Source organism: Dactylococcopsis salina PCC 8305 (assembly GCF_000317615.1).
Classification (GTDB): domain Bacteria; phylum Cyanobacteriota; class Cyanobacteriia; order Cyanobacteriales; family Rubidibacteraceae; genus Halothece; species Halothece salina.
The window spans coordinates 570,172-585,053 of sequence record NC_019780.1 but is presented as its reverse complement, the minus strand read 5'-3'; the positions used below and the strand labels follow the sequence as shown (position 1 = coordinate 585,053).

Here is a 14,882-nt window from a genome sequence, read left to right as displayed (position 1 = left end):
CAGCAATTTTGCTAAGTTGAGGGAAGGACAAACAAGGAATTAGTTTAATATGGAAGGTAAACAAGTTCTTCTCACTGGTGGCGCTGGTGGTTTAGGTTTAGGGGTTACTCCTGCTGTGGTTAGACAGGGGGCAAAAGTTACCATTCCCTATCGCAACGAAGCATCAATAGAACGTCTCAAGCAACAATTATCTCCCAGTGAGTTTGAGAGTATCCGCTTTGTTAGCGTTGATTTAAGCAAAGAAAGCGCGATCGCGCAACTGGTAGAAGACATGGGACGAGTTGACGTTTTAATTCATCTCGTCGGCGGTTTTTCAATGGGACAACTGATTGATTACAGTTATGAAGACTGGAAAAAAGACTTTCAGCTAAACCTAGACACAACCTTCCTCGTCTGTAAACACAGCTTACGTTCGATGATCAACTCTGGTTATGGGCGCATTGTCACCGTTGGTTCAAAAGGCGCTGTGCAACCCATGGGCGGACTTGCCTCTTATTGTGCCTCAAAAGCGGGAGTTGTTGCCTTAACGCAGGCGATCGCGGAGGAGGTAAAAGACTACGATAACATCACCGCTAACTGTGTTCTTCCCAGCATCATCGACACTCCTACTAACCGAGAAGCAATGGGAAGTGATCAAGCCGATCAATGGATTAAACCCGAATCACTCGCGGCTGGTATCTGTTATTTAGCTTCAGAAGCGGCGAAAGATGTTCGCGGTGCGACCCTTCCCGTTTACGGACAACTTTAGGTGGGGTTTAATCCTAAACCTATTAATGTAGTAAAGACGTTCCATGGAACGTCTCTACAGGTTTTTTAAATATCTTTCTCACTTAACTCACGATTCATGTGATCAAACGGCTGATCAAGGAAAGAGGTATCTGTCACCCCAGCTTCTTCTACCATCTGTTTCACCATCTCCTTCATAATCTCAATTCCTCGCACCGTTGGCGCAATGGGAACACCCAAAGAATTATAAGTTTCCCGTAATCCTTGTAACACTCGTTCATCGAGAACATAAGTATCTCCCGCAACAATTGCGTAGGTTGCATAACGGAGATAATAATCCATATCTCTTAAACAAGCGGAATAACGACGAGTGGTGTAAGCATTCCCACTGGGACGGATTAATTCTGGTTGTTCATCAAAGAGTTGACGACCAGCTTCCTTGACAATGGAAGCCGCATTACCATTAATAATCGTCGCCGCTTGAATTCGCGCCTGTCCCGATGCAAAATAGGATTCAAGTTCATCCATTGCATCACGGTCTAAATAGCGACCTGTAACATCATAGTTTTTAATTAACGTGGTTACTGCATCTTGCATTTTATATATTCCTCCCAAAGTAACTGATTTTATTGTTGTGTGAAAAAAGTAAGTTTATTGTTTGACCCATTGTTCTTTTCAGTAAAACAAGCATCGAGTCGGTGATTATTGTATCGTCGATCTGTCCCTATCTTCCCTTTTCTTGCGACATTTCCTTAGTAACTTGGTTACAAAACTTAATGTTTGGTTAGTAAAAAGTAGGCCCTAGTGAAGCGAAGCGAAACCCAACACCAATTATAAGCAATCACCTAAACCTTATATAACCACTCAAATCATCTTGCTAGAAATACAATGAACAGGATTACAATCGCTATTAGGGCGACCCAAACAAATTGATTATCCTTTGTATTAATTTCACTGGGATCGATCGGTTTTGGTTCGAGTTTTTTCCGTTGGCGAGGTTTACTACTCCCCACAGGACGATAACGAGTTTTTGTTTCCTCTTCTTCCGAAAGTTGCGATAAATCGGGGATTTTAGTTAGCCATTCTTCTGGACGTTTTAAGGCGGGTGCTTTGAGGATGTAGAGGATGCGTTCGCTTTGTTTACGGATATCGGAAGAAGGATGTTTAATTAAATCTTGACACAACTCGATCGCGCTTTGCATTTGATTGGCAGCTTGATAAGCACTCACTAACCAAATGCGTACTTCTCCCCCCATTTTAGAATAAGGATTACTCAGTTTTTTTGCCATTTCCAACTGTTCAATACTAATTCGATAGCGCCCTCGTTCTAACGCCAATTTCCCTTTGTAATACGCTTGCTTAAAGTCTTCTTGTTTCTCACTCATCAACCTGATTCTTAATTATTCTCTATCCTTCGCTTTTTCTAGTTTTCTCTCCTTTCAATTGCTCAAAATTTAACTTTTTCTGAGTTTGCAAATTTTGTAATACGTGAGAGAGTTTTTCCCGTTGATTAATTAAATAAATACTGACTAAAGTTAAACTCACTCCCACCCATTGTAAAGGACTCAAGGTTTCCGCTAATAATAAATTACCAAACAATAAAGCAAAAACTGGCGTTAGAAACGTCAGAGAAGAAAAGCTCGTTAAATTGCGAGTTGAAGCCAAATAAAAGAAAATTCCATAAGCGATCGCGCTGCCAAAAATAGTCGCATAACTAATCGCCAGCCACCCGTCAAAACTGATATTTTGCCATTGTTGGGTTTCCAGACTTCCTGATAAGAAAAACAAAGGAATTCCCCCTAAAATCAAATGCCATCCCGTCGCCATAACTGAATCAACATGACGGCAAACATAACGAATTAAAATTGTTCCCGTTGCCATTGATAAAGAAGCCAATAGCATCAACCATTCACCACTATCAAACAAACGAGAAATCTCAAATTCTAAACCCGTAAAATTGCCTTGTAATCCTTGCAAAATCCACTGTTCTGGTAAACCAATTAAACTCACTCCCAACACACCAAACCCTAATCCCAACCAGCCGATTTTTCGCACGCGATCGCTAAACAAAATACTAGATAACAGTGCCACTGTCAACGGCTGAGTATCAATCATTACCGAACCAATTCCCGCGCCAGTTCGCACTAATCCCTCGGCGAGAAACCCTTGAAATAAAGCCCCATCTACCAGCGCAAACAAACTTAACCATCCCCACGCTAACCATCCTTTTGGTTGGGGACGCTTTAGAATTATACCGAAAATTAACACCAAAATTCCTGCAGGAAGAATCCGCATCCCTCCTAAGAATAGCGGCGTTGTATTTGGGATTACGCCCTTCATGGCGACCATGGCGGTTCCCCAGAGGAAAAAAGGTGCAATTAAAGCAAGAGGAAACAATAACTGTTGAGGTTGCTTGACTTTCAGTTCCATTTCGTCATCATTAAAAACTATTTAAACTATTGTATAGTTTTATTACGAAATCTTACCTGAACCGCAATGTAGAGACGTGGGATCAGATGTCTCTACCGTCATCGCCACCTAGGAAAGGGGTTGTAATGGCGCAATTCTGGGATCGAGAATTTTACGCCCTAAACCTGGAAACTCTACCGCGAGGTTGGTTTTGTTCCCACTTCCGAGAACATGGGTGACATTTCCTTCCCCGAATGTCTTATGAAACACTCGATCGCCCACTTCCCAATTGCGAGAGGATTGATCTGATGTTTTCTTCGTTTCTTTATTATTCTTACTTGTCGTTTTTTTCTGACGACGAGGTTGGAGAGGAGGAGAACTAAAATTAATCAAATCTTTGGGCAATTCTGCGATAAATTGTGAAGGAATCGCTGGTTCTCGTGATCCCCATAAACGACGTTCTTGAGCATAACATAAGAATAATTGTTCTTGGGCGCGAGTAATCCCCACATAACATAATCGTCGTTCTTCTTCTAACGCAGTCGGATCATTTAAGGTGCGATGATTCGGAAATAAACCTTGTTCCAATCCCACTAAAAACACCACAGGAAATTCTAACCCTTTCGCAGAATGTAAGGTCATTAAAGAGACTTTTTCCTCTTCCTCATTTAAGTTATCTAAATCAGACGCTAAAGCCGCATTTGCCAAGAAACCTTCTAAACTCGAATCCTCATTTTCCTCTGCAAATTGCATCATGGCGCTGTCTAACTCTTTCAAGTTTTCCAGTCGATTTTCTGCTTCATCTGTTCCTTGATTTTTCAAGTCTTCCCGATAGTTTGATTCATCTAAAATTCCATCTAAAATTTCAGCGCCTGGTAAGGTTTCTAAACTTGCTTGGTATTTTTTGATGATTTGGGCAAATTCATTAACGGCTTTTGTTGCGCGTCCAGCTAAAGTATTAACTGAAGTTTCATCGCTTATGATCTCCCAGAGAGGAACATTTAATTCTTGAGATGCGGTAATCAATTGATCGAGAGTTTTTTGTCCGATTCCTCGCCGAGGTGTGTTGATAATTCGCAGTAAACTAACCGTATCGTTGGGATTATTTAGTAATCGTAAATAGGCGAGTGCGTCTTTAATCTCTTTTCGATCGTAAAACTTTAATCCGCCAACAACATGATAAGGAATATCAGAAAGGAGTGCTTCTTCAATGACACGAGATTGAGCATTCGTTCGATATAAAATCGCAAAACTTCCCCACCCAAGTTCGGGATTTTCTTGCGTTAATTTTAGAATTTGGTTATGAATAAATTTGGCTTCTTCAATTTCATTATCCGCTTTGTAGCAATAGATTTCTTCCCCATAACCTCGCGTCGGTTTCAGAATTTTGTCAATGCGTTCGGTGTTATTTTCGATTAATGTATTTGCCACTTCTAAGATGTTTTCGCGCGATCGATAATTCTCCTCTAATTTAACCATTGTTCGCGTATCATCATCGGGTAAACCATCCCCAAAATCTTCTTGAAAATCAAGAAGAATGGTAAAGTCAGCCATGCGAAAAGAATAAATAGATTGATCCGCATCTCCCACCACAAAAATCGATCGATTCTCCCAATTTAAGTTTTTTCGATTCGTTTCGCCATTAGTCGCAAGAAGATTAATTAATTGGTATTGGATGCGATTCGTATCTTGATATTCATCCACTAAAATATGTTTAAACTGTTGATGCCAATACCCTAAAACCGATTCATTTTGAGCAAATAATCGCGTCGGAATCAGAATCAGATCATCAAAATCTAGAGCATTATTAGCCGCCAGCTGCGCTTGATATTCTTGATAAACTTCTGAGATGACTCTTCCCCGATAGGTAGGCTGTTGGGTGAGGACATCTTCTGGGTAAAGTCCTTGATTTTTGGCATTACTAATGCTGTATCGAAGAGAACGAGGATTGAACTTTTTATCATCAATATTCAGTTCTTTAGTAGCAATTTTTTTAACTAAACTTTGGGCATCAGATTCATCATATATTGTGAAACTTTTTGTCCATTCGTAGCCTTTTTTGTCTTGGTATTTATTGATATCATAACGTAAAATTCGCGCAAAAAGACTGTGAAACGTTCCAATCCAAAGATATTTTATTATACTTCTATAAGCGCTCGATCGAAGTTTAGTTTGTTCATATTCAGAAAGTAATTCTAACCGTTGTCCGTGTTTTTCTTGCGCTAACCGTCGAGAAAAAATAAGCTCAATACGCTCCTTCATCTCCTTCGCCGCTTTATTAGTAAAAGTTACCGCTAAAATATTTTCAGGATTAACCTTATGATTTAAAATTAAATGAGCAATGCGATAAGTAAGAGCGCGAGTTTTTCCAGAACCCGCACCCGCAACCACCAATAAAGGACCACAAAAATGTTGAACAGCTTGACGTTGTGAAGAATTAAGCGAGGCTAAAAAATCTGTTTCCACTGACATAATTAAATGAGTAATTGAGTGTTTGTTGCTTGTGATTGTTTTTTACATGGTAGCGGAAAAATATTTTACCCTAGTGAGTAGATTGAATCGAAAAAAGTAAAACTTGAGGCTAAGAATGAGTAAAGTTGGGTTATCACCCAACCTACTATTTGACTCAAGTAGGTTGGGTGGAGAGAAACGTAACCCAACACAAGATGTAGGTTGGGTGGAGAGAAACGTAACCCAACACAAGATGTAGGTTGGGTGAAGGGAAACGTAACCCAACACCACCTGTAGGTTGGGTGAAGAGAAACGTAACCCAACACAAGATGTAGGTTGGGTGAAGAGAAACGTAACCCAACACAAGATGTAGGTTGGGTGAAGGGAAACGTAACCCAACACAAGATGTAGGTTGGGTGAAGGGAAACGTAACCCAACACAAGATGTAGTGGAGATGAGGATAAGATGATGTTGGGTTATCACCCAACCTACAGTTTCAAAATAATTATAGAAATGTCTGACGATCGAAGTATTCATTCCGCAGTTGCAAATCTTTACAATACTTATCCCTTTCCCCCTGAACCTCTCTTAGATGAACCCCCACCTGGTTACAATTGGCGCTGGAGTTGGATTGCTGCTTATGATTTTTGTACAGGACGTAAACCCCCACAACAAGAGATTCGCATTTTGGACGCGGGTTGTGGAACAGGTGTCGGGACAGAATATTTAGTTCATCTCAATCCTGAAGCATCAGTTGTCGGAATTGATATCAGTGAAAGCGCGATCGAGGTGGCAAAAGAAAGGTGTCAGCGCAGTGGTGCAAATCGTGTTCAATTTCAGCAAATGAATTTAGAAAACGCACACCAATTAGATGGTCAGTTTCAGATGATTAACTGTGTCGGTGTGTTACACCATCTTCCTGATCCAACGGCGGGAATTAAAGCCCTCGCAGAAAAACTCACTCCTGGTGGGATTATGCACATTTTTGTTTATGGGGAGTTAGGACGGTGGGAAGTGCGTTTAATGCAGAATGCGATCTCCCTTCTCCAACCAGAAAACTATCAAGAAGGGGTCAAAATTGGTCGGAAACTGTTTGAAACGCTTCCTCAAGAGAATCGCATCGTTAAACGAGAAAAAGAGCGTTGGGCGCTTGATAATCAACGAGATGCTTGCTTTGCTGATATGTATGTTCATCCTCAAGAAATTGACTACAATATCAATACTTTATTTGATTTAGTTACAGCGTCAGGATTAGAGTTTGTCGGCTTTTCTAATCCCAAGTTTTGGCAAATTGAACGGCTGTTAGGAAATGCTCCAGAAATCTTAGCAAAGACAAATCAACTTTCGCCGCGCGATCGATATCGACTTATCGAATTACTTGATCCTGAAGTCACTCACTACGAATTTTTCCTCGCTAAACCGCCGCTTCCTCAATTTAATTGGTCAAAAGATACAGACTTTTTAAACGCAATTCCAGAACGTCATCCCTGTTTAGAAGGTTGGGAAAGTCAAACTTTATTTAACCCTGATTATGAATTAGTTACTTTGTCTGAAAATTCATTTAAACTCTTACAAGCGATCGACCAAAATGTTGAAAAACAGCTTTCATTAGCAGAGATGATCAAACAAACTACAGCCACCCTCGAAGACGCTCGATCGTTGCATCAACAAAAATTAATTACCCTCATTCCTAATCCCAAATAAGACTGAGGTGAGGTGGAAAAACAATCAACCCAACCTCACCTCTTACCTGTTTCAGGGAACACCAATTCACCGCGATAAAATTAACTTTTCTCAACTTCTTACGTTAAATAATTACAATTACTTATATTACAAACAGTAACAAAGAACGAAATCAGGATTTTTGGGGTGGGTGGACTTGCGCGTCAACATTTTTCGTGATAGAGTATTTCTAAATAATGGGTATTAGTGCCAAAAATAGAAATTGCCGACTCAGATAGCGGAAACTCGTGATATTTTCGAGAATCACTCCCCTTGACAAAGCAATCTATTCACATTGATTTTTGTTAAGCTAAACTTAACCCCAAAAGGAAAGACTTGACATTAGCAAATAAATTTGTTACAGCAATCCAAAAAACAAAAAGCTGGGAGAGACAAATCAACCCAGCCTTATGTTATAATTTCTAAACGCTTAAATTTAACTTGGGAGAGGAAGGAGGTAGATTACCACTCCCGCCCAAAAATGAATACGATTTTAGTTTAGAGAAGTCCCCAGAAATGGAGTACACCTTGTCCACTGAGGATTTCGGTGAGTAAAGCAGCCACAAAGCCGATCATTGCTAGGCGACCGTTCCAGTTTTCTGCGGAAGGGTTGAAACCAAATTTGAAATCGTTACGATTTTCTTCCATGATGACCTCTTAATGAATAAATACTCGTTCAATTAGCTTCTGTAAATAAATGTAACTGATTTTTTACAATAAAGCAATCATCTGTAAGGAATAGAAGTATTGCTATTTTGAATCTAATCAATAAAAGTCAATGCTAGATAAACAAACCTTGTTCGCCGCTTCCCTATTTCCCTACCTGGGCTTTCTTTGGTTTCTCACTCGATCGGGTCAATTTCCACGTTTAGCCGTTATTGGGTTCTATGTGCTGTTATTATTTGTGTTGGTGACAATTCCCGCTGGTATTTACGCCGAACGGGTTTATGGCGAATCCCTAGCCAATGTGGATTGGTTACATGGCAGCGCAGAATCTTTTCTCACGCTGTCCAACATTCTCGTTGCTTTAGGGTTTCTCCTCGCGATTCGTCGCCAAGAAACCGCTTCTTCCGAGCAAGAAAAATGACTTTCTCTGGTGAGATAAATTCCGTATCAATGACTCCCAAAACAGCGACTGTGTTGGGAATCCAAGTTCATCTGCTCTCTGATTATGTTCGTTGGTTACGAACTTGTTGGCATCTGGGTCAAGGAGTTCATGTGGTGACGCTCAATGCAGAAATGGTGATGTTAGCGAGGAAAGACGGTGACTTAGCCAAGGCGATCGAGCAAGCCGAATTAGTGATCCCCGACGGAGCAGGAGTCGTGTTATCCTTACGCCTACAGGGAAAACAACAGGAGCGTTGTCCAGGAATTGAACTGGCGGGGTATTTGATCAAAAGTATCGCTGAGAAGAAGACAGAGAGGGAAATTTTTTTCTATGGGGGAGTTCCCAACCGCGCTGAAGCCGCCGCTCAACAGTGGCGTGATCAGTATCCCAATTTGTCTATCACCACTCAACATGGATACCTCTCCCCAGAAGAACAAACGCAACTCTGTCAACAACTAAGTGAACAGCAACCCCGTTTAATTTTAGTCGGGTTAGGTGTACCTCGTCAGGAGCTTTGGATTGCTAAAAACCGTCATCTTTGTCCACAAGCGATTTGGATTGGAGTTGGCGGCGCTTTTGATATTTGGGGAGGAGCAAAACAACGAGCGCCGACTTGGTTCTGTGAACACAATTTAGAATGGTTATATCGCCTCTATCAAGAGCCTTCGCGCTGGCGACGGATGCTCGTTTTACCCCAATTCGCTTGGGCTTCTCTTATTACCAGAAATCGAGGCTAACCAGCGACTTTATTTAATAATTGCCACTGGGAATATGCGACTAAAGCCTCTTGCATTAGATCAAACATTTGGCGACAGTGGTTGTTGGTTTGTAACGGGAGTTCTTCATTTTTCATCACTAAATTCATGCGAACTTCCTCAGCAGTCGCGGTGGTGCGATCGATCAAAACTTCTGCTGTCACCAGCTTCGGAAAAGGAGCGCGGTTCGGTACTTCTCGCGCCATGAGGTACTCTCCAGTGTCATAGATCATTTCTAGATGACAGGATTCTAAAACCTCCATAAGAGATGATTCAAGGTGCTCTAAAGGGATCGCAACAGAAAATCTGCAAGTGTATCGAGCCATGGTTTTAAAAGAGAGTAATCAGGTTAAGCGTCTTCACCCATCATATTATCGAACCAATTTGATTTCGCTTCAAGAGGAGAAGACTGCTATCTTGGAAAGCGTTTGATCACGCCAAGACTAACAGATTTTCAACGACTCCCGTTAACCCTTCGGGTATAACGGGAGATTGGAGGATGAAGCAGGGTTAAATGGGGTCACTGCTGGAAGCCTAAACTGGTAAATCCCTAGCAAGAGGCTATGTCTAGTCAACAAACCTATGCTTGAACCTTCGTAATTAGGAACTTGCGTAAAGGCTGTCGCAAGGGTCGAAATAAGACCAGAGTAAAATGATATAAGTATCAAGTAGCTTATATCACACCTATAGATTTACTCGGAGGATAGTAGGGGGCTAAAGTCTCAATGAATGGAAATCAGAAACGAAATAACCTTCGTTCATACTCTTGGGGAAGGTCGATTTCTCAAGTAGTCTGTCGGGATGCAATCTCTGGCTCATTTGTCAGGTAGGACGAGGGCAGGATTGGCTAAGAAGCAAAAGCCTTCTTTAACAAGGAGGATAAGCAGACGTAGCCACTTTAGATTACGAAGATAATAAGTGAAGTAGGGTAAAGTTATGAACTCAATGAAGTATAAATGTGATGCTCGGACAAAAACCTTCTTAATGCTCTGGTTAGGCTTTGGGTTGAATCTCATGGCAGAAACAGAGTGGAGTCAGATTGACTGGCGAGAGGTGGAATTAAGAGTATTTAAGCTCCAAAAACGGATTTATCGAGCTTCTCAAAGTGGTGACGTGGCTAAAGTTCACAAACTTCAAAGATTATTGTTACGGTCTTGGTGTGCCAAGCTCTTAGCAGTACGGCGCATTTCGCAGGATAACAAGGGAAAAAATACCGCAGGGATAGATGGTATAAAAAGCCTAAGTCCTAAACAACGGTTGAGCCTTGCTGAAAGCCTAACCCTTACAGGGAAGGGTAAATCCTTAAGACGGGTCTGGATTCCAAAACCAGGTCGCGCAGAAAAGCGGGGTCTGGGCATTCCAGTAATGGAAGACCGTGCGAGACAGGCACTTCTCAAATTGGCTTTGGAGCCAGAATGGGAAGCAAAATTCGAGCCGAATTCGTACGGATTCAGACCAGGACGTTCTTGCCATGATGCGGAAAAAGCAATTTTCAAATCCATAAGTCTAAAAGATAAATGGGTTTTAGACGCTGATATTTCCAAATGCTTCGACCGTATAAACCACAGTGTTCTCTTAGAAAAATTAAATACAACCCCGACTATGGCTCGACAGATTCGAGCTTGGTTGAAATCGGGGGTCTTGGATAGAGGCGATTGGTTTCCAACAAATGAGGGAACACCACAAGGAGGGGTGATAAGTCCTCTATTGGCAAACATCGCCCTGCATGGACTTGAGGAGTACATTAAACAATGGGCTGAAACCTGGAAAGGGAGAGGAAAGTCGGTAAACCGTCGGAGTATATCCATCGTAAGGTATGCAGATGATTTTGTTGTTCTCCACAAGGAAAAATCCATCATCCAACAAGCTAAAATGCTGATTGAAAGGAGGTAATAAATACCCCAAACGAGCGAGTGAAACTTGTGAACAGTTGGGAAATGCCCAAAGCTAACTCGACACGACGAGTTTACCTACCCAAACCCAACGGGAAGAAACGTCCCCTCGGAATCCCTACCGTGCGGGATAGAGTCGCACAAGCAATGGTTAAGAATATACTGGAACCCCAATGGGAAGCTGTATTTGAGCCTAATTCTTATGGGTTTAGATGCGGTCGGAGTTGTCACGATGCCATAGCTCAATGTTTTACGAGAGTTCAAGGAGGACGTGACACTTGGGTTCTAGACGCTGATATTAAAGGATTCTTCGACAACATTGCCCATGAATCCATCCTGATAGCAATTGAGTCTGTTCCACGTGGGGATTTAATTGAAGGATGGTTAAAAACTGGTTATCTCGATAAGGGTGTACTGAATCCGACCGACATGGGAACACCACAAGGTGGAGTGATTAGCCCTCTACTAGCAAACATTGGGTTACACGGGTTGGAGGATTTTATTAAGTCAGTCAATCCGAAGCTCGGAGTTATTCGATATGCGGATGACTTCGTGGTTACTTCTAAGGATAAGGAAAGCCTAGAACACATACTTGACCAGATAAAGCAGTGGATGTTAGAACGAGGTCTGGAAATAAGCTCGGAGAAGACGAGAATCGTCCCAATGGAAGAAGGTTTTGACTTTCTTGGGTTCAACTTACGTCACTACGGTGGCAAACTATTGATTAAGCCCCAGAAAAAGAAGGTACTTGCCTTCTGTAAAAAGATTGGGGAAACTCTAAGCAAAATGAAAGCCTGTACTCAGGAAGAAGTCATTAAAGTCCTAAATCCACTTCTCCGAGGTTTTGCTAACTACTACAGAGGGGTGGTTAGCAAAGAAACCTTTAGTTACATCTCACATCGAGTGTGGCAATACCTCTGGAAATGGTGCTGTCGGCGACACCCCCTAAAGTCCAAAATGTGGGTACGAGATAGATATTTCGGTTCATACAAAGGGAATCATTGGACTTTCATGTGTAAAGGGACTGGTCGTGGAAATAAGGATACACTCTTTATCCTCTATGACATTGGTAGTACACCCATAGTAAGGCACGTGAAGGTCAAAGGGACAGCAAGCCCTGATGACCCCTCACTTCGGGATTACTGGCAAAATCGAAGCCTCAAGATAGGAAAACAAAAATGGGCAAAAGGTTCTAAATACGAGCAAGTAGCCAAGATGCAAGAGCATAAATGTCCTGTCTGTGGTGATAGCCTTTATAACGGAGAAGAAATCGAGACTCACCATATAGTACCTGCGAAAGACGGTGGCTCAGACGACGCTGAGAATCTAGTCCACTTACACAAAGCGTGTCATAAGCAGGTACACAGTTCAAAAACCAAGACGAAGGCTGGAAGTAAGGCTTGAGCCGTATGATGGGAAACTGTCACGTACGGTTCTTAGGGGAGGGGAGAGAGGCGACTCTCGAACCTTACCCGATCTCCTCTAGTTCGGATTATCTCTAAAACTCGTTGGAGGGTTGCCTTAAGAAGGGACCGCCGACCCTGCCCGAATTCGATTCGGGCAGGAACGCGGCGGCGCATTCCGCGCATCTTGGTCAAGGTGGGCGAAGAGGTTAAAAACTTCCAGAGCGAAAGGATTATCTCCATGTCTCGTGTACCAGTTCGATCAAAAAACGGAAAACCATTAATGCCTACTAAGGCTAGTCGTGCTAGACGTTGGCTTAAAGAAGGAAAGGCGGTGATTTACAAAAACGACTTACATTTCTTCGCAGTTCAGTTAACCATTGAATCTGGAGAAGAAATCCAACCTGTAGCGGTGGGAATTGACCCAGGAAAGCATTACTCAGGGATTGGAGTTCAATCATCTAAAGCTACTTTATTCACCGCCCATCTAGAGTTACCATTCCAACGGGTTAAAAACCACATGGAAACCAGAGCGATGATGCGTCGTGGAAGAAGAGGAAGACGAATTAATCGTAAATTACCCTTTGACCAACGTTCTCACCGTCAGAAACGGTTTAATAATCGTCGTTGCCACAAACTTCCTCAAGCGTATTAAAGCGAATCGACAGCTTGAATATCGTGTGGTCAAAGAGTTATCCCAACTTTTTCCCATCTCTTCTATCATCTACGAAATCGTTAAAGCGAAAGGTGATCAGGGATTCTCCCCAGTGATGGTAGGACAAAAGGTAATGACAGAACAGTGGCTGCCGAGCATTGCTCTTGTCACCACGCTTTTTGGGTGGGAAACTTCAGCAAGAAGAGAACTTCTTGGGTTAGAGAAAGACCGAAATAAGTCTAATCAAACCCCTGCCACTCATGCCGTTGATGGAGTTGCTTTAGCTTCCCACGAGTTCTTGAAGTACAAATATTTAAAAGGAGACAAAGGATGGTTTGAAGGAAGTGTTGAGATAACAAATGCCCCTTTCTCAGTAATTAAAAGACCTCCAGTTAGTCGCCGTCAGCTTCAATTAATGATTCCTACTACAGGTGGGGTGAGACGGAAATATGGAGGCACAACAACTCGACATGGCTTCCGTAAGGGAGATTATGTCGAGACAGAAAGGAAAGGAATCAAATATCAAGGCTGGGTTTCAGGAGACACCAAAACTCAAGTCTCAGTTTCTGACTTTGATTGGAAAAGACTGGGACAATTTTCAGCCAAAAAGACTCAACTTTTGAAACGGAACACTAACTTAATTGTAAACACATTAAATGGAGGACGTGCTTTCCTCTCCCAATAAATCAGAACAACGACCGCGCTCAGTTACCGATTATATTGGGAGTCTCCAGCACGAAGAATAGATGAAAACACTTGCAGGGAAAATCGCTCTAGTCACTGGTGCGACACGGGGAATTGGGAAGGGAATTGCCATTGGCTTAGGAGAAGCTGGCGCAACGGTTTATATTACAGGTCGCACCCTTTCCCCTTCTGGAGAGGAATCAGGAACGCTCACCGACACTCAAACGGCGGTAGAAGCAGCCGGTGGGGTTTGTTTTCCCGTACAGGTGGATCATAGTGATGATGAACAAGTCCGACAGTTGTTTCAGCGCATCGATCGAGAGCAAAAGGGCAGGCTTGATGTATTAGTCAATAATGTATTTGCAGGAGTAAGCTCGATCGCCCAAGCCTCGGGACAACCATTTTGGGAAAACGAACCCGACTTATGGGATGCGGTGAATAACGTAGGGCTACGGAGTCATTACATAGCGAGTTTATTCGCAGCACGGTTAATGAGTCAGCGTCAACAAGGATTAATTTGTACAATTTCCTCTTGGGGAGGAATGTCTCCCATTTTTGGGGTTGCTTATGGCGTAGGAAAAGCCGCTTGCGATCGATTAGCCGCAGAAATGGCACAGGAATTAAAATCAAAAAATGTTACTTCGATCGCCCTGTGGCCAGGTATTGTTGGAACAGAAGCGATTTCACGATTTGCTGATCAAATGAGCCAAGAAGACATTGATCCGCAAACTTCTGTCTTGCGCGATCGATATAATTGGGAAACTCCCCTTTTTACGGGACGAGTAATTGCTGCTTTAGCCGCAGAAACCAATTTACAATCTCTCACGGGAAAAGTGCAAATTGTCGCCGAAGTCGCTCAACGGTATAATTTGCTCGATCGAGACGGGAATCGTCCTGTTTCTTTGCGATCGTTGCGATTTATTCTTCCCGCAGCGATTCCAGCCTTAAGACAGGCTTCTTGGCTCGTTCCTGATTTTAAAGTACCTTGGTGGCTTCTTCTTTTAGGAATTTTACCCTCTCCTAAAATTTAAGATTATTTCCTCAGCAAGATATCATCAAAGTATCATTAAGTCTTTT

At 42.3% G+C, this 14,882-nt stretch carries 12 protein-coding genes and 2 pseudogenes; 8 read left to right on the top strand and 6 right to left on the bottom strand.

Annotation, left to right across the window (positions count from 1 at the left end; all coding sequences use genetic code 11):
- Nucleotides 1-49 precede the first annotated feature (49 nt).
- Nucleotides 50-748, top strand: coding sequence for a 3-oxoacyl-ACP reductase FabG (gene fabG, locus DACSA_RS02990; RefSeq protein WP_015228360.1), 699 nt, complete (start codon nucleotides 50-52; stop codon nucleotides 746-748).
- A 65-nt stretch (nucleotides 749-813) separates the two neighbouring features.
- On the opposite strand, the gene apcB is transcribed toward fabG, so the two are convergent.
- From apcB to pcrA, 4 genes are all read right to left on the bottom strand, one after another.
- A complete protein-coding gene (apcB, locus tag DACSA_RS02985) occupies nucleotides 814-1,323 on the bottom strand; it encodes an allophycocyanin subunit beta (RefSeq protein ID WP_015228359.1) in 510 nt (169 codons plus the stop codon).
- A 272-nt stretch (nucleotides 1,324-1,595) separates the two neighbouring features.
- Nucleotides 1,596-2,111, bottom strand: a complete 516-nt coding sequence (locus DACSA_RS02980; protein WP_015228358.1) for a hypothetical protein — start codon at nucleotides 2,109-2,111, stop codon at nucleotides 1,596-1,598.
- Between the two features lie 22 nt (nucleotides 2,112-2,133).
- Nucleotides 2,134-3,156 carry a DMT family transporter gene (locus DACSA_RS02975; protein ID WP_015228357.1) on the bottom strand — a complete coding sequence of 341 codons (1,023 nt, stop codon included), beginning with the start codon at nucleotides 3,154-3,156 and terminating at the stop codon, nucleotides 2,134-2,136.
- Between the two features lie 108 nt (nucleotides 3,157-3,264).
- Nucleotides 3,265-5,607 carry a DNA helicase PcrA gene (pcrA, locus tag DACSA_RS02970; RefSeq protein WP_015228356.1) on the bottom strand — a complete coding sequence of 781 codons (2,343 nt, stop codon included), beginning with the start codon at nucleotides 5,605-5,607 and terminating at the stop codon, nucleotides 3,265-3,267.
- A 492-nt stretch (nucleotides 5,608-6,099) separates the two neighbouring features.
- Between pcrA and DACSA_RS02965 the strand changes: the two genes are divergently transcribed.
- The gene (locus DACSA_RS02965; protein WP_041235279.1) at nucleotides 6,100-7,290 is read left to right on the top strand and encodes a class I SAM-dependent methyltransferase; all 1,191 of its coding nucleotides are present in this window, start codon (nucleotides 6,100-6,102) and stop codon (nucleotides 7,288-7,290) included.
- Between the two features lie 516 nt (nucleotides 7,291-7,806).
- On the opposite strand, the gene DACSA_RS02960 is transcribed toward DACSA_RS02965, so the two are convergent.
- Entirely contained in the window at nucleotides 7,807-7,956 is a 150-nt protein-coding gene (locus DACSA_RS02960) for a chlorophyll a/b-binding protein (protein ID WP_015228354.1), read from the bottom strand.
- A 130-nt stretch (nucleotides 7,957-8,086) separates the two neighbouring features.
- On the opposite strand from DACSA_RS02960, the gene DACSA_RS02955 reads away from it, so the two are divergent.
- Both DACSA_RS02955 and DACSA_RS02950 read left to right on the top strand, forming a co-directional pair.
- Nucleotides 8,087-8,395 (top strand): DUF3593 domain-containing protein, encoded by a 309-nt coding sequence (locus tag DACSA_RS02955; RefSeq protein WP_015228353.1) that lies wholly within the window; start codon nucleotides 8,087-8,089, stop codon nucleotides 8,393-8,395.
- A 29-nt stretch (nucleotides 8,396-8,424) separates the two neighbouring features.
- Nucleotides 8,425-9,153 (top strand): WecB/TagA/CpsF family glycosyltransferase, encoded by a 729-nt coding sequence (locus DACSA_RS02950; RefSeq protein WP_015228352.1) that lies wholly within the window; start codon nucleotides 8,425-8,427, stop codon nucleotides 9,151-9,153.
- Here DACSA_RS02950 and DACSA_RS02945 read toward each other — a convergent pair.
- Nucleotides 9,150-9,497: a hypothetical protein gene (locus tag DACSA_RS02945; protein WP_015228351.1), complete on the bottom strand. Its 348-nt coding sequence runs from the start codon at nucleotides 9,495-9,497 to the stop codon at nucleotides 9,150-9,152. The genes DACSA_RS02950 and DACSA_RS02945 overlap by 4 nt on opposite strands.
- Before the next feature lie 610 nt (nucleotides 9,498-10,107).
- Between DACSA_RS02945 and DACSA_RS02940 the strand changes: the two are divergent.
- From DACSA_RS02940 to DACSA_RS02925, 4 genes and pseudogenes are all read left to right on the top strand, one after another.
- Nucleotides 10,108-11,058, top strand: a pseudogene (locus tag DACSA_RS02940) (reverse transcriptase N-terminal domain-containing protein); the annotation flags it as partial.
- A 50-nt stretch (nucleotides 11,059-11,108) separates the two neighbouring features.
- Nucleotides 11,109-12,467 carry a group II intron reverse transcriptase/maturase gene (gene ltrA, locus DACSA_RS02935; RefSeq protein WP_232225261.1) on the top strand — a complete coding sequence of 453 codons (1,359 nt, stop codon included), beginning with the start codon at nucleotides 11,109-11,111 and terminating at the stop codon, nucleotides 12,465-12,467.
- Between the two features lie 240 nt (nucleotides 12,468-12,707).
- Nucleotides 12,708-13,806, top strand: a pseudogene (locus tag DACSA_RS02930) (RRXRR domain-containing protein).
- A gap of 61 nt (nucleotides 13,807-13,867) precedes the next feature.
- Nucleotides 13,868-14,836, top strand: a complete 969-nt coding sequence (locus DACSA_RS02925) for an SDR family NAD(P)-dependent oxidoreductase (protein ID WP_015228350.1) — start codon at nucleotides 13,868-13,870, stop codon at nucleotides 14,834-14,836.
- Nucleotides 14,837-14,882: the final 46 nt, after the last annotated feature.